17 protein-coding genes are annotated in these 19,602 nt (G+C 40.4%); 12 read left to right on the top strand and 5 right to left on the bottom strand.

The window, feature by feature from the left end:
- Positions 1–259: 259 nt before the first annotated feature.
- Positions 260–1,366: a peptide chain release factor 2 gene (gene prfB / locus NIS_RS08175; protein ID WP_012082904.1), complete on the bottom strand. Its 1,107-nt coding sequence runs from the start codon at positions 1,364–1,366 to the stop codon at positions 260–262.
- Between the two features lie 55 nt (positions 1,367–1,421).
- Between prfB and panC the strand changes: the two genes are divergently transcribed.
- The gene (panC, locus tag NIS_RS08170; protein ID WP_012082903.1) at positions 1,422–2,243 is read left to right on the top strand and encodes a pantoate--beta-alanine ligase; all 822 of its coding nucleotides are present in this window, start codon (positions 1,422–1,424) and stop codon (positions 2,241–2,243) included.
- 9 nt (positions 2,244–2,252) lie between these two features.
- The gene (locus tag NIS_RS08165; RefSeq protein WP_012082902.1) at positions 2,253–3,251 is read left to right on the top strand and encodes a GGDEF domain-containing protein; all 999 of its coding nucleotides are present in this window, start codon (positions 2,253–2,255) and stop codon (positions 3,249–3,251) included.
- A gap of 5 nt (positions 3,252–3,256) precedes the next feature.
- On the opposite strand, the gene NIS_RS08160 is transcribed toward NIS_RS08165, so the two are convergent.
- Both NIS_RS08160 and NIS_RS08155 read right to left on the bottom strand, forming a co-directional pair.
- Positions 3,257–4,258 carry a UDP-N-acetylglucosamine--N-acetylmuramyl-(pentapeptide) pyrophosphoryl-undecaprenol N-acetylglucosamine transferase gene (locus tag NIS_RS08160; protein WP_012082901.1) on the bottom strand — a complete coding sequence of 334 codons (1,002 nt, stop codon included), beginning with the start codon at positions 4,256–4,258 and terminating at the stop codon, positions 3,257–3,259.
- Positions 4,243–5,418 carry an FtsW/RodA/SpoVE family cell cycle protein gene (locus NIS_RS08155; RefSeq protein ID WP_012082900.1) on the bottom strand — a complete coding sequence of 392 codons (1,176 nt, stop codon included), beginning with the start codon at positions 5,416–5,418 and terminating at the stop codon, positions 4,243–4,245. Before NIS_RS08155 ends, NIS_RS08160 begins: the two co-directional genes overlap by 16 nt.
- Positions 5,419–5,502: 84 nt before the next feature.
- On the opposite strand from NIS_RS08155, the gene NIS_RS08150 reads away from it, so the two are divergent.
- Genes NIS_RS08150 through NIS_RS08110 form a run of 9 tightly spaced genes read left to right on the top strand, consistent with a single transcriptional unit; the run spans position 5,503 to position 15,529 of the window.
- Complete coding sequence (locus NIS_RS08150) at positions 5,503–7,248, top strand: peptidoglycan D,D-transpeptidase FtsI family protein (protein WP_012082899.1); 1,746 nt, start codon at positions 5,503–5,505, stop codon at positions 7,246–7,248.
- Between the two features lie 43 nt (positions 7,249–7,291).
- The gene (gene alaS / locus NIS_RS08145) at positions 7,292–9,844 is read left to right on the top strand and encodes an alanine--tRNA ligase (protein ID WP_012082898.1); all 2,553 of its coding nucleotides are present in this window, start codon (positions 7,292–7,294) and stop codon (positions 9,842–9,844) included.
- Positions 9,845–9,852: 8 nt separating this feature from the next.
- Positions 9,853–10,323, top strand: a complete 471-nt coding sequence (locus NIS_RS08140; RefSeq protein ID WP_012082897.1) for a hypothetical protein — start codon at positions 9,853–9,855, stop codon at positions 10,321–10,323.
- An 11-nt stretch (positions 10,324–10,334) separates the two neighbouring features.
- Positions 10,335–10,754 carry an adenosylmethionine decarboxylase gene (gene speD, locus NIS_RS08135; protein WP_012082896.1) on the top strand — a complete coding sequence of 140 codons (420 nt, stop codon included), beginning with the start codon at positions 10,335–10,337 and terminating at the stop codon, positions 10,752–10,754.
- Positions 10,751–11,308 (top strand): septum formation inhibitor Maf, encoded by a 558-nt coding sequence (maf, locus tag NIS_RS08130; protein WP_012082895.1) that lies wholly within the window; start codon positions 10,751–10,753, stop codon positions 11,306–11,308. Before speD ends, maf begins: the two co-directional genes overlap by 4 nt.
- Entirely contained in the window at positions 11,292–11,813 is a 522-nt protein-coding gene (locus tag NIS_RS08125) for an RIO1 family regulatory kinase/ATPase (RefSeq protein WP_012082894.1), read from the top strand. The genes maf and NIS_RS08125 overlap by 17 nt, the downstream gene beginning before the upstream one ends.
- Positions 11,806–12,864, top strand: coding sequence for an aminotransferase class I/II-fold pyridoxal phosphate-dependent enzyme (locus tag NIS_RS08120; RefSeq protein ID WP_012082893.1), 1,059 nt, complete (start codon positions 11,806–11,808; stop codon positions 12,862–12,864). Before NIS_RS08125 ends, NIS_RS08120 begins: the two co-directional genes overlap by 8 nt.
- Entirely contained in the window at positions 12,861–13,565 is a 705-nt protein-coding gene (locus tag NIS_RS08115; RefSeq protein ID WP_012082892.1) for an ATP-binding cassette domain-containing protein, read from the top strand. The genes NIS_RS08120 and NIS_RS08115 overlap by 4 nt, the downstream gene beginning before the upstream one ends.
- Complete coding sequence (locus tag NIS_RS08110) at positions 13,562–15,529, top strand: transglycosylase domain-containing protein (RefSeq protein ID WP_012082891.1); 1,968 nt, start codon at positions 13,562–13,564, stop codon at positions 15,527–15,529. The genes NIS_RS08115 and NIS_RS08110 overlap by 4 nt, the downstream gene beginning before the upstream one ends.
- Here NIS_RS08110 and NIS_RS08105 read toward each other — a convergent pair.
- Positions 15,526–17,124: a cation:proton antiporter gene (locus NIS_RS08105; protein ID WP_012082890.1), complete on the bottom strand. Its 1,599-nt coding sequence runs from the start codon at positions 17,122–17,124 to the stop codon at positions 15,526–15,528. The two genes, NIS_RS08110 and NIS_RS08105, sit on opposite strands and share 4 nt — an antisense overlap.
- A 137-nt stretch (positions 17,125–17,261) precedes the next feature.
- Here NIS_RS08105 and glnA point away from each other — a divergent pair, with 137 nt between their 5' ends.
- Positions 17,262–18,707, top strand: coding sequence for a type I glutamate--ammonia ligase (gene glnA, locus NIS_RS08100; RefSeq protein ID WP_012082889.1), 1,446 nt, complete (start codon positions 17,262–17,264; stop codon positions 18,705–18,707).
- Between the two features lie 21 nt (positions 18,708–18,728).
- On the opposite strand, the gene NIS_RS08095 is transcribed toward glnA, so the two are convergent.
- Complete coding sequence (locus NIS_RS08095; protein WP_012082888.1) at positions 18,729–19,547, bottom strand: histidinol-phosphatase HisJ; 819 nt, start codon at positions 19,545–19,547, stop codon at positions 18,729–18,731.
- Between the last annotated feature and the right edge of the window lie 55 nt (positions 19,548–19,602).

Raw genomic sequence — 19,602 nt, 5'->3', positions numbered from 1 at the left:
CAGAAACGCTCATAAGACCTGCATAAACAATACCAAGAATCTCAGATGGTGCCATTATTACTCCTTATATGTAATATTATAAATAGTTATGCAATAATTTGCATAACTGTTACACCATTCATGGTAACTATGAGAAGATTAAACAAAACTGAAAGCCGACCAAATTGAATACATTTTGTTGTAAATGTTGGAAATATTTTTAAAAAAAGAGATGTTGATGAAATGAGTTGATGGGTAAGATCAATAAAACCGAAAGGAGCTACTTGCTCTCTTTTTCGGCTTCGGCTATTAACACATCTTCGATAATTTTGTCGATATCACCATCAAGGATTGCCTCTACATTGGAGTAGGCTTTGTTGCTTCTGGTATCTTTTACCTGTTGGTATGGAGCTAAAACGTAACTTCGAATCTGGTGACCCCAGCCGATGTCACTCTTTTCAATTCCTTCTTGTTCTGCACGTTTCTTTTCAAGTTCAAGTTCATACAGCCTGGATTTTAGCATTTTCATCGCAGTAGCCCTGTTTTTATGCTGACTTCTGTCGTTTTGGCATTGAACAACTATTCCAGTAGGAATGTGTGTAATACGAATGGCTGAGTCCGTTTTGTTTACGTGTTGTCCTCCAGCACCGCTGGCCCTGTAGGTATCTACGCGAATATCTTTATCTTCTATGACGATGTTGATATCATCGTCTACTTCTGGACTTACCATCACTGAAGCAAAGGAGGTATGACGTCTGGCGTTCGAATCAAACGGACTGATGCGGACCAATCGGTGAATACCGTTTTCAGCCTTTAGATATCCGTAGGCATTCTCTCCTTTGATGATAAAACTGACGTCTTTTATGCCCGCTTCCTCCCCCTCTTGGTAGTCCAATACTTCCACTTTGAACCCATGTCGTTCCGCCCATCTGAGGTACATTCTGTATAAAATGCTGGCCCAGTCTTGCGACTCGGTTCCACCGGCACCCGGATGGATGGTGACAATTGCATTTTTATCATCATTTTCACCGCTGAGCATCGTTTCTATTTCTATCTTATTGACTTTTTCTTCAAGCGTTGGTGCTTCTTCAAAGAGCATGTTCAGTGTTTCCGTATCCTCTTCTTCTGTAGCCATCTCAAAAAGATCTTTTGCATCCTCAACGCTACTACGAGCCTCTTCAAATTTTTCCAATATGCGAGAGAGCCTGTTTTTCTCTTTTTGAATCTCCCCCGCTTTTTTTGCATCATTCCAAAAATCCGGAGAGTTTTCCAACTGTTCTATCTCTTTTAGACGCTTTGTAATCAGATCTGGTTTGATAATATTCTTGATATTTTCAATTTTTTGTTCCAGTTTTTTCAGTAGTTCTGAATATTCGTAGCTGTCCAATTGTTTGCTCCTAATTTGGGTAAAATTTTAAGAGAATTATATCAAAAGGGTATACATGCAAATTGTGCATACTCCAAGAGAACTGAAAGAAGCCAGAATCGCGCTGAAAGGAAGCGTAGGATTTGTTCCAACGATGGGAGCACTTCATCAAGGCCATCTTTCTCTTATTGAAAAAAGTAAAGAGCATAATGATTATACAATTGTTTCTGTATTTGTCAATCCTACGCAATTCTTGCCAGGAGAGGATTTTGAGAAGTATCCCAGACGGTATGAGGCAGATAAAAAAATCTGTGAACTTGCCGGAGTGGACATTCTTTTTATGCCCCAGCCAGATACAATCTATTCAGAAGATGAAGTCCTTGTAAAAGCTCCCCATCAAAAAGGATATGTTTTAGAGGGGCATTTTCGACCGGGACATTTTGATGGTGTTTTGCAGGTTGTGAACAAGCTCTTTCATATTGTTTTGCCTACAAGAGCCTACTTTGGGAAAAAGGATGCTCAGCAGCTCTATCTCATTCAAAAAATGGTACAGGACTTTTTTATGGATATTGAGATAGTCCCTTGTGAAATAGTGCGTGACAACGATGGCCTGGCTTTGAGCAGCCGAAATGTGTATCTAAGCGATGCAGAGAGGAAAAAGGCCCTTTTAATCTCAAAATCTCTCAAAAGAGCTGCTAAAATGGTACAAAGCGGCATACTGGATATCCAAGAGATTCAAAAAGAGATGCAAAATATTTTGCAAGATCTTAAAGTGGAGTACATCGCTTTTGTAGATAGAGATTTTCGCCCGCTCCAAAAGATTCAAATCGGAAAAACGATCATTTTAGTTGCAGCGTATGTAGGTTCCACTCGACTCATTGATAACATTTGGTTATAGGACAGTATGATGAATTGTGAAGAGTTGATTACAAAAATAGTATTAAATGCAAAAGAGCAGGAGTTTGTTAAAAAAGTTGCAAAAGAAACTATTCATTTTTTAAGTCAGCAAAAAATTTCGTTGACACCTAAAAATTATAGTGAATGGTTTTTTACATTTTGTAAAGCTATGAAGAATAAACATCTTTTAACCCCTAAAAATCTTTTTGCCTTATATGAAGAGTATAAACATTATATGGAACAAACTGATATGCAGTATCAGATTCGGAAACTTACTGATGATTTACAAAACATAGCCACATATTCAGAAGTTACTTTGATAAGATTTGAGAAAAATGTAGAAAAACATAATGGGTACCTTAATGAGAGTGTTGATGCTATTCAAAATCGAGATGATGAACGGATTGAAGATTTGAAAAACAAAGTAGAACAATTGGAAGAAGAAAATAAAAAATTAAAACAAGAGATTGAAAAAAGCAAGAAAAAACTGATAGTTATTGAAGATGCTTTTAAACAGCAAGAAAAAGAAGCTGTTCACGATCCATTAACAAATCTTTATAATAGAAACGCTTTAAAAAAAGAAATTAAACTTTTAGAAGAAGCGAGTTTGCCATATAGTGTTATTATAATAGATATTGATGATTTTAAAAAGATAAATGATACTTTTGGGCATATAGCAGGGGACAAGGTCCTTCGTGAACTTGGTGAGATCTTTCATACTTATGTCCGAAAAGATTCAAAAGTGTATCGATACGGAGGTGAAGAATTTTTAATTATTTTACTACATACAGATATTGATGGAGCAAAAAAACTTGCACAAAGATTGAAAGAAGTAATTAGTCATCATACTATCGTTTTAGATGATGGAACCAATATTATAGTAACTGCTAGTTTTGGTATCGCCCAGAAGAAGGGAGATGAGTCTTTTGAAAGAGTTTTGAAACGAGCCGATCAAGCACTTTACAAAGCAAAAAGGGATGGAAAAAATAGAGTTGAAGTAAGTAAATAAGAAATTTACTTTTCAATCATTTTTACAATAGACAGCACTATTTTTGTTGCGCCGTCGGGTCTAGAAAATGGCAAGAGGTTTTCACTCATGGAAAAGATATTGAGTGATAGGATATCCTGCGGACTTTGTCCTTCAAATACCATTGATGCATCATGACGGTATAAAAAGAGTGCGTTATGTTTTTGGTGGTCACCTGCTGCGTACGGGTAGGGAATATAAAGAGCTGGCAAAAGGTTGGTGGCAAGTTCCCATAGAGTGCTAGCTCCGCTTCTGGAAACTGCAAAATCGGCTTGAACAATCTTTTGCGCTAGATTTTGATCGAAGGCGAATACATCCGCTTCTATTCGCTCTTTTGCATAGAAAGAGCGAACTCTTTCAAAGTCCCTTGTTCCTGTTTGATGAATGATTTTGATATTGTGTTTTTGAAGCTCTTTCGCCCAGCTCATGGCAAGATCATTGATCTGCTTTGCTCCTTGGCTACCTCCTAAAAAGATGATAGTTGTAAGCTCTTTCCTGATTCGTCTGGTTTCGTAAAAGATGTTTTGTACAGGATAGGGATCATATGGTGGCACAAACGAACAAAATACCCGTTTTGCAAAAGGTGAAAGCAGTCTGTTCAGTTTTCCTTTGACAGCGTTTTGTTCATGTATAAAAAGGGGAAGGTTCAGCTGCAGCGCTGCAAAACTTGCTGCAGCTGCAGAGTAGCCTCCCACACTCACAACGGCATCGATGGATTCGTTTTTGATCAATTTTTTTGCCGCGAAACTTGCACGCACTATATCCGTTAGTGCTCTTATCTTGTTGATCCCCTTTTTATTAACGACACCTTCAACATCGAAAAAGAGTTTTTTTTGAAAATCTTCATCATTTTCAAACCATGATCTGTCCTGTCCTTGAATAGAACCGATGTAGTAGAGTGTGGCATCTTTCTTTTTGAAAGCCTCTTTGAGACTTTTGGCTACCGAGAGGTGACCTCCCGTACCTCCTCCTGTTATGAGGATTCGCATATTGCATCTTTCCTTTTACTTAGCATCAGTACCATACCAAGAGCCATTCCATTGGCGAGCATGGAACTTCCTCCGTAGCTGAGCATAGGAACTGCAAGGCCTTTGATAGGCAAGATACTGCTGATGCCATAGGAGTTGATAAGCAAAGAAAATCCTATTAACATCGCAACACCTACGCTGAACAGATAAGTGATGGTGTCTTTGTTTCTGTGGGCGATTTTGAAGAGTCTGTGAATCAGAAGAATATAAAGAAACATCAAGAGTCCAACACCGATAAACCCGAGTTCTTCGCTGAGACCTGCTAAAATGAAGTCTGTATGTACTTCACTCAAAAATCCAAGTTTCAACGCTCCATTTCCGATACCTTGACCGAGAATACCTCCATGATGAATTGCGTTTAAAGAGTTGACAATCTGATAGGATTCTTTGGCGTCATCCAGTTTCAATTCCTGGGCCACCCAACCTGGCAGATAGGAAAGGATATAGTTTTGTGCGCTGGCCCACCACATTTTGATCCGGGCTATTCTGTGTTCCGAAATAGAAACGAACAGCACGAAAAGAACCGCAGCAAGTGAAATAAGCATGAAAAAAAGTTTCAAACTGCGCCCTGCAAAGACCAGCATAAAAGAGAGTGTCAATCCCAGTACCATGACCTGTCCGATATCGTTTTGAAAGATAGCTATGGAGATAACGGCAATGAGAAAGATCACAAGATAGGGTACGATGAGCTTCAACTCACTCCAAAGCGGATGGGTGGATGTTTGCTGGAATTTTCGCGAAAAACTCCAGGCTAAAAAAAAGACAAAACCAACTTTGAAAAATTCGACAGGAGCGATGGAAATAAACGGCAGTTTAATCCACCGTTTTGCTCCTCCTACGGCAGTAACGATAGAAGAAGGCAAAAAATGCATTGTAAGCATAAGAATGAAAAAGAGAAAAAAGAGACCAAGGCCGAAAGGAACGGCATGCTTTTCTGGATCAAATTGGGCCAACGTCCACATGATGAGGATGGCGGCAATTCCAAATAGTGTTTGGCGTATGAAAAAGTGAAACTGCGAATAGCCAAAAAAGAGTGTCGTATATGTGGTCATACTGTATGAAGCCAGCATACTAACGACAATAATGGCTGTAGCAATGAAAAATAGTCGTTTATCGATCATAAGACTCTTTTAAGTCAATCTTTATAGCATTAAGAGTATTATTCTACCTATATTTACCCAAAAAAAGATTTAAGAACGCCGCACATGGACCAAACTGCAAAACTCTATAAAATCGTCTCCATTTTTTTGCTTTTTGTTTTCGGAATTGTGATTTTTTTAGCGGTGCTTTTTAAAATTGTCGTCGAGGAGAGAAAACTTCCAAGGTTAGTGATCGAAGAGAAAAACCGTGCCATTCGTGGATCTATCGTCAGCAGTGACGGGTATCAGGTGACTTACTCTAACAAACTCTATAAAGTTGCCGTCAATACACGATGTATCGATCCAAATAAAAAAGAGCTTTTTGTCAAACTTTTTTCCATATTCAGTGGAATTGAACCAAGAAAGATACGAAAGAAACTTCGCAAAAGCGGGTATGTAGTACTTTCGTACAATATCGATACAAAAACCGCATATCAGCTTAAATCTTTAGCCAGAAAACTCTATCGTATGGATATGTTTGTCCCATACAAAGTAGGCAACAGAGTGATAAAGCAGGGATTGACTATTTTAGAAAGTGGTGAGAGCAGGGTTTTTCCATACAGGGATACACTTACCCCCATTTTAGGATATGTGCGAAAGCATGAAGAGAACCGGTATACCCGGATCGAGGGTGTCAAGGGGATAGAGAAATACTATGAATCGTGGATACGGCCAAGACAAGACGGCATTATCCGTGGTAAAAGGGATATAGGAAATAACATCATCTTCAATAAAGACACTTTCGTCAAAAAGCGTATCGATGGGTACAATGTCTATCTCAATGTGGATATGTTGCTTCAAAAAAACCTCGAAAAAATTTTGGATACTCATAAAAAAGACCTTGAAGCAAAAGAGATCATTGCAGCGGTTATGGAGAGCGGAAGTGGGAAGATATTGGCCATTGCCTCTTCCAATCGATTCTATCCAAAGCATATTCGGAAAAAAGACTACAACTCGCTCAATGCAAAAGTGATAGAGTATGAGTTCGAACCGGGTTCTGTCATGAAACCGATCACTTTTGCGTTGCTCCTGCAAAACAAACATATATCACTGTACGATATCGTTTTTGGGTACAACGGTCGATATAGGTTGGGGCGAAAAATCATCACCGATGAACATAAAATGGGTTGGATGGGTGTGGAAGATGTGATTGTCTATTCCAGCAATATCGGTATCGCTCAGCTAGCACAAAAACTTTCGCAAACAGAGTTTTACAATGGACTCAAAAAGTTTGGATTTTCCCAAAAAACAGGGATTGACTTACCCTATGAGCATAGCGGCTATCTCATACCTGTATATAAATTCAGAAGCGAAATCTACAAAGCGACGGTAGGGTATGGCTATGGAATCAAGGCGACATTTATGCAGCTTTTAAATGCCTACAATGTTTTCAATAACGATGGTATTCGCATCACTCCAAGAATCGCCTCCTTTTTAACAACTCCAAGCGGTAAAAGAGTGGCTTTGAAACCTCCCAAAAGAGTACGAGTCATTGATGAAAAGACTGCAGCTATGGTGCGTAATGTTTTACGCAAGGTTGTCGAAAAGGGAACGGGGACCGTTGCCAAAGTGGAGGGTCTTTTTATAGGGGGGAAAACTGGAACCGCCCACCGGGTCAAACATGGCCGGTATGTGCGTCTGTATAACAGTTCCTTTTTCGGTTTTGCCGATGATCGTACACACAGATATACGATAGGTGTAACCGTCATAGAACCTCACACAAGACATTTCGCTTCACAAACAGCCGCCCCTGTATTTCGTGATATCGTGCTAGAGATGGTCAATGAAGGCTATCTCACTCCGAAGCAGTAATTTGGTAAAATAACCCATTAAAAATTATGAAACGAGGCTTCATATGGATATTCGAAAAGAGTTTTTAAACTATTTTGCCAGCAAAGCGCATACGATCTACCCTAGTGCACCCCTCGTGCCCGAAGATCCTACCCTTCTTTTTACGAATGCTGGGATGGTGCCTTTTAAAAAGATCTTCACTGGGGAAATGCCGGCTGAAGTTCCAAGAGCGACCAGCTGCCAAACCTGTATAAGAGCGGGTGGAAAGCATAATGATCTCGAAAATGTGGGCTATACCGCAAGGCACCACACCTTTTTTGAGATGCTTGGCAACTTTAGTTTCGGAGACTATTTTAAAGAGGAAGCCATCGCCTATGCATGGGAGTTTGTGACGGAAGTTTTGGAACTTCCGGTTGAGAAGCTCTGGGTGACGGTTCATGAAAGTGACGATGAAGCCGAAAAGATATGGCAAAAATTTGTGAAAAAAGATCGGATAAAACGATTTGGCGACAAAGACAATTTTTGGCAGATGGGCGATACGGGTCCATGTGGACCGTGTAGTGAAATCTTCTATGATCAGGGTGAAGAGCATTTCAAAGGGCCCGAAGACTATCTTGGCGGTGATGGTGATCGCTTTTTGGAGATATGGAACCTTGTTTTTATGCAGTATGAAAGAAACGAAGCGGGTGAACTGCTGCCGCTTCCAAAACCGAGTATCGATACGGGAATGGGGTTGGAGCGAATTACCGCTATTAAAGAGGGAGTTTTGAGCAATTACGACAGCTCACTCTTCATGCCTCTTATCGATGCTATCAGTGATCTTTCAAAGAAAAAATACATCTATAAAGAGGGCGCGAGCTTTCGTGTCATTGCAGACCATATCAGAGCCGTGACCTTTTTGCTTAGTCAAGGTGTGATGTTTAGCAATGAAGGCCGAGGCTACGTTCTTCGAAGAATTCTTAGACGGGGTGTTCGCCACGGCTATCTGCTTGGTCTCAAAGAGCCGTTTATGTATCGGTTGGCAGATAAAGTAGCTGAAATAATGGGAGGACACTACAGCTATCTGTATGAAAAACTCTCCACTGTCAAAGAGCAGATTCGTGCTGAAGAGGAGCGCTTTTATCAAACCATCGAAGCAGGAATGAGACTGTTTGAAGAAGAACTTGCCAAAACGAAAACAATCTTTAGCGGAGATGTGGCTTTTAAACTCTACGACACCTACGGATTTCCGCTCGATTTGACCGAAGATATGCTCAGAGAAAAGGGACTTCGACTAGATAAAGAGCGCTTCGAAACGCTTATGCAAGAGCAACGCCAAAGGGCGAAAGCTGCATGGAAGGGAAGCGGGGACGTAGCATTAAGTGGCGATTTCAAAGAGTTGTTGGGTCTGAAAAACGAGTTTGTGGGATATGAGAAACTAAAAGCCCATACTATCATCACAGGCCTTTTGGATGAGAGTTTCAAAAAATGCGAATCTTTGAAACCAGGACAAAAGGGATGGATTTTACTGGAAGAGACCCCATTTTATGCCGAAAGTGGTGGACAAATTGGAGATAGAGGTGAAATACGCCTGTATGAGGGTGAAAAAATCGCAAAAGTCCTTGATACGAAGAAATTTTTTGATCTCAATATGAGTCTTGTAGAAGCGATAAAAGAGGTCAAAAAAGATGAAGCGGTTGAAGCGGTTGTCGATAAGAGTAGAAGAGAAATCGCCAAGCACCATTCCGCTACCCACATTTTACACTCTGCACTTCGCAAAATTTTGGGAGAGCATGTGACGCAGCAAGGAAGTTTGGTTGAAGCGAATAGACTGCGATTCGATTTTTCCCATCCAAAGCCTTTGAATGCCCAAGAGATTGAACGAATTGAGAATTTTGTCAACGAAGTGATTGCGCAGGGAATTGAAGCAAAAGTGGAGGAGATGCCAATCGACAAAGCGAAAGAAAAAGGAGCGATGGCACTGTTCGGTGAGAAATATGGCGATGTTGTAAGGGTTGTCGAGTTCGGCGATGTGAGTGTAGAGTTGTGTGGTGGGACGCATGTGAAAAACAGTGCGGAGATTGGCTCCTTTTTTATTACAAAAGAGTCAGGGGTTAGCAGTGGAGTCAGAAGGATCGAAGCCGTATGTGGTATGAGTGCAGTCAAATTGGCGAAATCGTGGAGAGAGAGTTTAGTGAAAGCCAGCGAAGAGGTCAAAAATAAAGATATCCTTCTTGGTATCAAGAAACTCAAAGATGAGATAAAAGATCTTAAACAAGAGATAAAAAATATAAGCAGTGTCAGTGCAAAAGAGCTTGCTTCCCAGGAGATCAACGGCGTCCGAGTTGTTATTGATGAGGTAGATGCCGGGGATATCAAAAAAATCATAGATGATTTGAAAAATGCACACGAAAAATTGGCAGTGATGCTTTTTCAAAAAAGGGGCGAGAAAGTTTTGATCGCTGCTGGTGCAAAAGGAGTGAAACTCAAAGCTGGTGACTGGGTCAAAAGTGTCGCTCCAGTCGTTGGCGGCGGTGGCGGAGGGCGTCCAGATTTTGCGCAAGCGGGTGGAAAAAATCCAGAGAAGATCGGTGAAGCAAAGAAAGCAGCTTTAGAGTATGCAAAAGAGCATCTATAGGAGGGGACATGGGTGATTTGATGAAATATGTGATCTTTTTCCATGTTCTTGGAGCCATAATCTGGGTAGGTGGTATGATAGCCATTCGCTTTGCGGTACATCCGTCGATGCAGCATATCGAGGATGATCATGTACGGCTTGCAAGACTTCTTGAAATTACAGGAAGACTTTTTGGTTTGGTATTCCCATTTATCGTGATCATTTTGGCAACAGGCCTGTACATGGCATATGCTTTTGGTTTTCAAGGGCATACCGATTTGAGTAAGATTGTTCATGTAAAAGAGGCCATATGGCTTGTTATGACACTCAATTACGCAGGTATGGTTTGGCTTCGATTTAAAGCGCAAAGTTACTATCTTTCAAGCAACTACTTGATGGCGAAGAAAATGTTGGCACCGATCGCGAAATATATGTTACCGCTCAATATCTTTTTGGGGATTATGGCACTCTATTTTGGATTGGTATTGAGAGGATTTTAGAAAGGAATGCAATGAAATCTTTGGGAAAGCATCTTTTGGCAGAATATTATAGATGTGATGAAAATGCGATTAATGACGTGCAGAAAGTGGAAGAGGCGCTGGTAAAGGCTGCCGAGATTGCAGGAGCGACGGTAATAGGAAAATCGTTTCACAGGTTTGAGCCATATGGCGTGAGTGGTGTCGTGGTCATCAGTGAGTCGCATCTGACGATCCATACCTGGCCCGAATATGGGTTTGCAGCGGTGGATGTGTTTACATGTGGCGATCATGTGGATCCCATGAAAGCCCATGAATATCTCAAAGAGGTTTTCCAGACGCAGAATGCTACGGTAGAGACAATTTTACGAGGTGTTTTGAATATTCCAGATCTTCGCCACAAACCTGGTGGCAGTTGTATTACGGGAAATTGTGGAGATAAAAAAATCGGATGATACGACTTGCCAGTACAAGTGAGACAAGGGCGAAACTTTTACAAGATACTGGAATTGAGTTCATTCAAAGTCCAGTCGACTTTGATGAAGAGGAACTTTTAAAGGTATATAAAAATCCTAGAGATTTTGTTTGCGCAGCTGCAAGAGGAAAGATGGAAGCAGCTGTTGAAAAATATGGCCTTGAAATACCGATCGTTGCTGCAGACACGGTCGTAGCCGTTAGCGATGAAATTCTTCGAAAAGCCAAGGATGAAGAAGAGGCTAGAAAGATCTTGCAAAAACAGAGCGGAAACAAAGTAGATATTATCACCTGCATGATCTATAAAGATAAAGAGAAAACAGTAGAAGATCTTGACGTAACAAGCTACATTTTTGCTCCATTTGACGAAGAAGATTTGCAAAACTATCTTAAAAGTGGCCAGTGGAGAGGAAAAGCTGGTGCTTGTATGGTAGAGGGGTTTTGTAAAAAATATATCAAAGAGGTTCTAGGGAGAGAATCGACAGCGATGGGACTTCAGGTAGAAAGGCTGGCTGAAATTGCAAAAGATCTTTGAAGGCAACCGTGGCGAAATCTATCTCATAGACTATTTTGATCAAAAAGCTGTTCTCAAAAAGCAAAAACCCAACAAGCCAAATACCATTCAAAATGAGATAAAAATATTGCAAAAACTTCAACCTCTCGGTTTCGTTCCAAAACTGTACGAGTATGGGCCAGATTACATCGTCATGGAGTATATTGATGGAATTTCCATGAAAGAGGCCTTGAAGCGAGATAAAAAAAGAGCGCTTCGTTTAGCTTTGGAGATTGGATACATTTTGGATAAAGCGCATATCTGGCACACGGAACTAGGACGCTACTATCATATATTGTTTGATCCAAAGCTAAGGTGGTGCAAGGTGATCGATTTTGAAAGGGCCAAAGAGAGTCCCAAACCCCGAAATCTTTTGCAAATCGTTGGATTTTACTGTAAAGAGTACGATCTGAAAGAGGCAATAGAATTATATAAAAAAGAGAAAACAGCAGGTTATAAAAAAATTGTAGAGGCTTTGGATGTATGAAAAAGAGCTGAAGGCCTTGCAGCGTTCCAGACGTTTTCGCAAAAGACGACTTTTTCCTCTTGATGTCAAAGATTTTGCTTCCAATGACTACCTGGGACTTGCTCATGACAAAGAGCTTTTGAAAAGAGCGTATGAAAAAGTATTGCAATTTTCTTACAACACTTCTAAAGCTTCCGCTTTAATCAACGGTTATACTCCCATTCATCAAGCCTTCGAAGAAGCGTTGTGTCGGCTCAATGGATTTGAGAGTTGTATAACGGTAGGAAGCGGATTTTTGGCAAACCTGGCACTCATAGAATCCTTAGTGAGAAAAAAAGATAAACTTTTCATGGATGAGGAGTTTCATGCTAGCGGTATTTTGGCTTCAAGGCTTGTTGAACAGGTAGAGTTTTTTGCTCATAATGATGCAGAAGATTTACAAAAAAGACTACAAAAAGGTGGTTTTGATAGAGCAATAGTTGCCGTTGAGGGGATCTACTCCATGAGTGGGGATATTCTCAATCCTGAAATTTTTGAGGTTGCCAAAGATACTCTTTTGATCGTCGATGAAGCTCATAGTAGTGGAGTCGTAGGAAAGAGTCTTCTGGGTGTTTTTGACTATTACAACATAAAGCCTTCACCGATGCATATCAAAATGGGAACGCTTGGCAAGGCCTATGCAAGTTATGGAGCGTATATCTTGGCTAGTAGCGAAATTGTCTCCTATCTGGAAAATCGGGCAAAAAGTATAATCTACACCACTGCATTGTCACTTATGGATGTAGCGTTGGCACATGAAGCGCTTCAAGAGATTACCAACAAAAGAGAGTTTTTGTACAAAGCGATTCAAAAAAGGCAGTCTATCGCAAAAGATTTTGGCTATGAAACACCGGGACTCATCGTAGATATAGAGAAAAAAGATGTATTGAATGTGCAGCAAGAACTGCTAGAACAAGGCTATCTTGTGGGTGCTATTCGCCCTCCAACCGTCCAAAAACCGATCATCCGTGTCATTGCAAGACTCGGAGAGAGCGAAGAAGACTTTGTGAAAGTTTTGGAGATGCTTTCATGAAGCCATTTGTTTGTAAGAGGGTGCAGATTATCGATAAAAACCAACGAAAAAAGCTTGTCGATATCTCTTTTGAGATTCATCATTCATTGGCGTTGGTGGGACAAAGCGGCAGTGGAAAGAGTCTGACACTCAAGGCCTTGCTTGGACTGCTACCGAAAAATCTTCACTCTCAAATAGAGTATGAGTGGGAGTATGAGCTTGTTCGAGGACAGACGCTATCTCTCGTTCCACAAAACCCTTTTACCTCGTTGAGTCCACTGACAAAAATAAAAGATCAATTTTTTGCTCCCAAGATAAAAGCGGCTCATATGTTGACAATGGTGGGACTTGATGGCTCTTTTTTGGAGAGATATCCTCCCCAGCTAAGCGGGGGTCAGGTACAAAGAGTAGTTATCGCTATGGCCCTTGTGCAAGAACCGAAACTGCTCCTACTAGATGAGCCCACTACTGCCCTCGATCCTAAAACCAAAGCGATGGTGTTGCGGCTTTTAAAAAATTTGCAAGAACGGATGGAGTTTTTGATGCTTTTTGTAACCCATGATATACAAAGCGCACAAAAACTTTGCAAAGAAATCGCTGTGATCAAAGATGGTACAATTTTGGAGGAGGGTCCGCTCGATTCAGTCGTTACCCATCCAAGAACAGAATATACGAAAATACTGATTGAGTCCAATTTTGCCAACAGAGAGTTTCGGACATGAAGATACTGAAAAAAATTATCTCTTTTTTCTTTACAATATTTTTGATTGTATCGATAGTAGGTATTGGGTTTGGAATCTATTATGCAGCCACACTGTACAAAGAGGTAGCTCCCAAAGCGGATGTTATCGTTAACTATCATCCAAAGCTTACGACAAAGATATATGATAGGAACGGAAAACTGATCGCCAATGTGTTTTTAGGTCAAAATCGAGAGTATGTGCGATACGAAGAGATACCGCCGCGGGTGATTGAAGCGCTCTTAGCCATTGAAGATACGAAATTCTTTGAACATCCCGGCATCAATTTCGATGCTATTTTTAGAGCTCTGCTCAAAGATATCAAAGCAAGAAGGTTTGTTGAAGGAGCCAGTACCATCACGCAACAGTTGGTTAAAAACATGGTACTCTCGCGTGAAAAGAAACTGCAAAGAAAGATAAAAGAGGCTCTTATAGCACTGGAGGTGGAACGAAGACTCACAAAAGAGCAGATTTTGGAGCGCTATTTCAATCAGGTCTTTTTTGGGCATGGATATTACGGTATCAAAACAGCTGCAAAGGGATATTTTCACAAAAATCTCTCTCAGCTGACACTCAAAGAGATCGCCATGCTCGTTGGACTTCCAAGAGCGCCAAGCTATTACGATCCTACCAAACATTATCAAGAGGCTCTCAAAAGGGCCAATCGGGTCATTACCCGTATGCATGAACTTGGTTGGATCAATGAAGCGATGTTTACCGAAGCGATTCAAGAAAAGCCAATAGTGTACGACGATACTTTGACAAAAAACAGTGCACCATATATTGTCGATGAGGTGATTCGAAGGTTTGGTCCACTCTTTCCAGATATCAAAACAGGCGGATATGCAATCTATACAACCATTGATCTGCGACTCCAAAACATTGCAAAAGAGAAGCTAAGGGCAGGATACGAAGCGATCAAGCAAAGAGGCAAAGATTACAACTACTCAAATCTCAATGGTGCTTTGGTTACTCTCAAGCCAAAAACTGGGGAAGTTTTGGCGCTTGTTGGAGGAGTGGACTATACGAAGAGTTCATTCAACAGAGCTACCCAGGCAAAACGGCAGCCAGGAAGTGCCATTAAACCGTTTATTTATCAAATCGCTCTCAATCATGGCTATTCTCAGATCACAAAAATACCGGATATCGCAAGAAGCTATGAATTTGAGGTTGACGGGGAGAAACAGATATGGAAACCAAAGAACTATGAAAAGAATTTTGAAGGGGAGATTCCATTACGTGAGGCACTCATACACTCCAGAAATCTGGCAACAATCAATTTAGTGGAAGATCTGGGTTTGACCAATGTTTACAAAGGATTGAAGGAGTTTGGTTTTACTAAGATACCAAAAGATCTCTCTATCGCTTTGGGAAGCGTAGTTGTATCTCCTTTGGAACTGGCAGGACTCTATTCTGTATTTCCAAACTACGGTATTCGTATTACACCGAGAATCGTTTTGAGTATCCATGATAAGGATGGAAAAATCGTTTTTGAATCACAGCTTCGGTCCAAAAAGATTGAGGAGCCCAAACAAGCCTTTTTGATCGTAGATATATTACGTGATGTGGTCAAAAGAGGTACGGGTACCCGAGCGAGAGTCCCAGGTGTTGAAGTGGCAGGGAAAACAGGGACAACCAACAATTATGTGGATGCCTGGTTTTGTGGGTTTACACCGGATATCGAAACTGTTGTTTGGTTCGGTCAAGATGACAATTCTCCGCTCAAAAAAAGAGAGGCGGGAGGAAGGGCTTCTGCACCGGTGGTGGGAGCGATGATCAAAGAGATCTATAGGCTCAATCCTCAGCTTCGAAGGAAATTTATAGTCCCCGAAGGGGTTAAAACTATGATCATTAATGGAAAAAAGATCTATTATACCGATATCTCCAAGCCATCAAAAGATGATCTTGCAAAAGATAATCAGGAACAAGAACAGCTTCTGTTTTAGATGTGGCAATACAAAAGTCTGTCCATCATCTCTTTGGATAGAACCTGAGTACTGACCACAATATCGGCAATGGAGAGATCTTCCAAAACCTTTTTCTCTTTTTCGTCCCGTACTCTCGCAACGAGATGGGCATTTGGTGCCATGTCCAAAACAGCTTGGGCAACAAGTCTGATTTTTTCAAGATTGTGAAATGTCATAACAACAGCACACGCATTTTTGACATCAAGGCTTTGTAACACATTGCGCTGTGCAGCGTTTCCAAAAAAGATAGGCTCGTTGTTCTGTACGCCCTCTTCGTAGAGTTTGAGGTCGTGTTCGATAATGATGTATTGAAACGATTTATGTTTCAATACTTTTGCAATCTCTTTTCCAAGAGGTCCATAGCCGCATACGATGATATGGTTATTGAAATGTCCCCCTTCGATGATAAGCTCTCTTACAGGTTCTTTAAAGAGTTTATCAGCTAAACGTTTGAGATTTTTTAGGATAAAAGGTGTTGCAATCATGGAAAGAACAACGACACTGACCACGATTTGCAGTGTGGTTTCATCGATAAATTTATTGCCGTAGGCCATCACAAAAAGGGCAAGGGCAAATTCGCCTACCTGTGATATTGTCAATGCGGTTTTAAAAGCGGTTCGTTTTTGCTCCCAGATTATTACAATGCCATAGGCAATGAGAGCTTTCAGTAGCATGATGCCAGTGAGAAGGAGAATGATTTGGCCAAAGTGGTCTACGATGATGGATAAATCGATTCTATTTCCAACGGAAAAAAAGAAGATACCAAGTAATAGATCACGAAATGGAGAAAGGTCAGCCTCTATTTGATATTTGTAGTGCGATTCTGCTAGAAGCATACCGGCAAAAAATGCTCCAAGTGAGTAGGAGAAGCCAAAATAGTGTGCGACTGCGGCACTGAGAATGATGACGAAAAAGACTGCCAATAAAAAGATCTCTTGATTTTTGGTTGCGACTGCATAGTGAAGAAACCTATCGATAACATATTTTCCCAGGATATACAGCAGTAAAAAGAAGAGGAACATATTGAGAAGTGTTTGTAAAATCAATGCCTGTAAAGGTACATCCTTGGTAAAGATTTCAATCATCAAAAGAAGCGGGATAACCGCTATATCTTGAAAAAGTAAGATGCCTAGCGCTTTGCGTCCATAACTTGCATGGATCTCTCCAGTTTCATTCAAAATCTTTAAAATGATAGCGGTAGAAGAGAGTGCTAATGCAAAACCGATGATGATGGCAGATCGAAGTGGCATCGAAAACAGAAGTGTGGCCATGAATGCAAAAAGCAGCCCAGTGATGAGCACCTGTAGGGCGCCATAGACGAACACCTCCTTTTTCATTACCTTCAGTTCCCGGAAACTGAATTCCAGACCGATAGTAAACATCAAAAGGACGATTCCAAATTCGGAAACATATTCAAGAATTTCTGTATTATGGACATTGAGATGAAAAAATTCCGCTACGATGACCCCAGTGAGAATGTAGCCGATAATGGTTGGAAAATCGAAACGCTTTAAAATGATATTGATCACTGAAGCAATAAAAATAGCTCCCAAAATAATTGCAATTTGTTGCATAAAAATCCTTCAAATTCTATTGATACAATTATACATTATAGAAGAAAATTGTCTATTTTTTGAACATCATGTGAAAATTTGTTTAAACTTTATTACGATATAATTTATTCGAAATCAAACAAAACAAAGGAGAATCAATGTTTCAAGTTGATGAGGCCAAGCTACAAAAACTCTTCGATACAATAAAAGAAGAGGAGATCGAGTTTGTTGACTTTCGGTTTACAGATATCAAAGGAACTTGGCACCACGTGACGTACAATGTCAAAGCGGTTAATGAAGATACATTTAGAAATGGTCTCCCTTTTGATGGAAGTTCTCTTCCAGCATGGCAGCCAATCAATAAATCGGATATGGTTTTGGTTCCTGAAGCGGGAACTGAGTTTGTTGATCCGTTCACTGCAGATCCTACACTTGTAGTTATCTGTGATGTATATGATATCTATAAAAATCAACCATATGAGAAGTGTCCTAGAAGTATCGCAAAAAAAGCGCTTAAATATCTTCAAGAAAGCGGTATCGGTGATGTTGCATACTTTGGTCCGGAAAATGAGTTTTTCGTATTTGACAATGTCAAAGTGAGAGATGAGATCAACTGCCAGTACTACGAAGTAGATACAAGCGAAGGTGAGTGGAATAGAGGCGTTGATAGTCCAGAGTACGATGTGTATAATATCGGACACAGACCTGGTACAAAAGGTGGATACTTCCCTGTTCCTCCAGTAGACTCTATGATGGATCTAAGAGCGGAGATGAGTCAAGTGATGGAAGAGGTAGGTCTGGAAACTTATGTCATCCACCACGAAGTTGCACAGGGACAAGGTGAAATTGGTGTGAAGTTTGGAACACTCATCGAAGCAGCTGATAATGTGCAAAAACTTAAATATGTAGTCAAAAATGTTGCGCACATCAATGGTAAAACTGCAACTTTTATGCCAAAACCACTCTATGGTGACAACGGAAACGGAATGCACACCCATATCTCGATCTGGAAAGATGGCAAAAACCTCTTTTATGATCCAAACGGATATGCAAACCTTAGCCAGTTTGGTAAATATTTCATCGGTGGCGTTTTAAAACATGCTAAAGCAGTAGCTGCATTTACAAATGCTTCTACGAACTCTTATAAACGACTCATTCCTGGATTTGAAGCTCCTTCAATCCTTGCATATTCAGCACAAAACAGAAGTGCAAGCTGTCGTATTCCTTGGGGAGCTGGTGAAAAGAGTGTACGGGCAGAGTTCCGATTTCCAGACAGCTCTGGTAACCCATATCTTGCGTTTACTGCACTCCTTCTTGCTGGAATCGATGGAATCAAAAACAAAATCGATCCAGGTGATCCTATGGAGATGGATCTCTTTGAGCTTACTCTTGATGAGATTCGAGAAAAAGGTATCCAGCAGATGCCTCATACTCTAAGAGAAGCGATCGAGAATATGCTTGCAAACAAAGATCTGTTCAAAGTTGGTGATGTTATGACTGAAGAGTTCATTCAAACATATCAGCACTACAAATTTGAAACATCTATCTGGCCTTGGGAAGGTAGACCGCACCCATACGAGTTTATCACTACATACTCTTGCTAATTTTGGGGCTTCGCCCCGAAATTAAAACTCTACCAACTCACGCTCTTTCTTTCTAAAAACTGTACATTTTGTATAGCCTATCTCTTTTGCCATTTGCATCACTTCATCGAGTTTGAATCCCACTTGATCGGGTGCATGGGCATCAGATGCGAAGGTGATGGGGATATCAAGAGAGTAAGCCTCTTCTAAAAGCTCTTTGCTTGGATATGGTTCGCCTACTGGTTTACGCAATCCTGCACTACTGATTTCAAGAACCAAATCATTCTCTTTGATGGCTTTTAAAGCATTTTTGGCGATAAGACGCACATCTTTTTTCGGTTTGAAGTTAAATACTTTGATTAAGTCCAAGTGTCCAACGATTTGGAAAAGTCCGCATTTTGCCAACGCCTCAATAGCGTTGAAATAGTCTTCCCAGATGGTATCGATATCTTGGTTTTTGTATTCTCCGATAAATTCGGGATTGTCAAACCCCCAAAGATCTTGATGGATGAGAATCTCTTTATGTCCTCGCTTTTTGGGTAGAAAATGGACCGAACCTATCAGATAGTCAACATCGGCATGAATGATACGATCTTCAATAAGTCCTGGTAAAAAATCGACTTCGTAGCCTAAAAGAATTTCGATTTGATCTTTATAATTTTCTTTTGCCTCAAGGATTTTTCTTTCGTATAGATCTGCCTGTTCTAGACTCATACGATATTTTTGATCAAAATTCATTGGAGCATGATCGCTAAATCCATAAATATCGATCCCTTTTTCGATCGCTTTATCGATGTACTCTTCTATTTCACCTGTTGCATGATTACAAAGTTTTGTATGATTATGTAAATCTACTCGCAATGTTTTCCTTTTGCTATAATTAAGTAGTTTTTAATTATATAGTATTTTTGAGGGG

The sequence above is a fragment of the Nitratiruptor sp. SB155-2 genome (assembly GCF_000010325.1).
Taxonomy (GTDB): domain Bacteria; phylum Campylobacterota; class Campylobacteria; order Campylobacterales; family Nitratiruptoraceae; genus Nitratiruptor.
Note: the sequence above shows the minus strand (reverse complement) of the source record. Positions and strands in the feature narration are given on the sequence as shown.

Excerpts from the sequence above, each read along its gene's own strand:
- panC (WP_012082903.1), top strand. The coding sequence starts at position 1,422 with ATGCAAATTGTGCATACTCCAAGAGAACTGAAAGAAGCCAGAATCGCG.
- NIS_RS08165 (WP_012082902.1), top strand. The coding sequence starts at position 2,253 with ATGAATTGTGAAGAGTTGATTACAAAAATAGTATTAAATGCAAAAGAG.
- NIS_RS08160 (WP_012082901.1), bottom strand. The coding sequence starts at position 4,258 with ATGCGAATCCTCATAACAGGAGGAGGTACGGGAGGTCACCTCTCGGTA.
- NIS_RS08155 (WP_012082900.1), bottom strand. The coding sequence starts at position 5,418 with ATGATCGATAAACGACTATTTTTCATTGCTACAGCCATTATTGTCGTT.
- NIS_RS08150 (WP_012082899.1), top strand. The coding sequence starts at position 5,503 with ATGGACCAAACTGCAAAACTCTATAAAATCGTCTCCATTTTTTTGCTT.
- alaS (WP_012082898.1), top strand. The coding sequence starts at position 7,292 with ATGGATATTCGAAAAGAGTTTTTAAACTATTTTGCCAGCAAAGCGCAT.
- NIS_RS08140 (WP_012082897.1), top strand. The coding sequence starts at position 9,853 with ATGGGTGATTTGATGAAATATGTGATCTTTTTCCATGTTCTTGGAGCC.
- speD (WP_012082896.1), top strand. The coding sequence starts at position 10,335 with ATGAAATCTTTGGGAAAGCATCTTTTGGCAGAATATTATAGATGTGAT.
- maf (WP_012082895.1), top strand. The coding sequence starts at position 10,751 with ATGATACGACTTGCCAGTACAAGTGAGACAAGGGCGAAACTTTTACAA.
- NIS_RS08120 (WP_012082893.1), top strand. The coding sequence starts at position 11,806 with ATGTATGAAAAAGAGCTGAAGGCCTTGCAGCGTTCCAGACGTTTTCGC.
- NIS_RS08115 (WP_012082892.1), top strand. The coding sequence starts at position 12,861 with ATGAAGCCATTTGTTTGTAAGAGGGTGCAGATTATCGATAAAAACCAA.
- NIS_RS08110 (WP_012082891.1), top strand. The coding sequence starts at position 13,562 with ATGAAGATACTGAAAAAAATTATCTCTTTTTTCTTTACAATATTTTTG.
- NIS_RS08105 (WP_012082890.1), bottom strand. The coding sequence starts at position 17,124 with ATGCAACAAATTGCAATTATTTTGGGAGCTATTTTTATTGCTTCAGTG.
- glnA (WP_012082889.1), top strand. The coding sequence starts at position 17,262 with ATGTTTCAAGTTGATGAGGCCAAGCTACAAAAACTCTTCGATACAATA.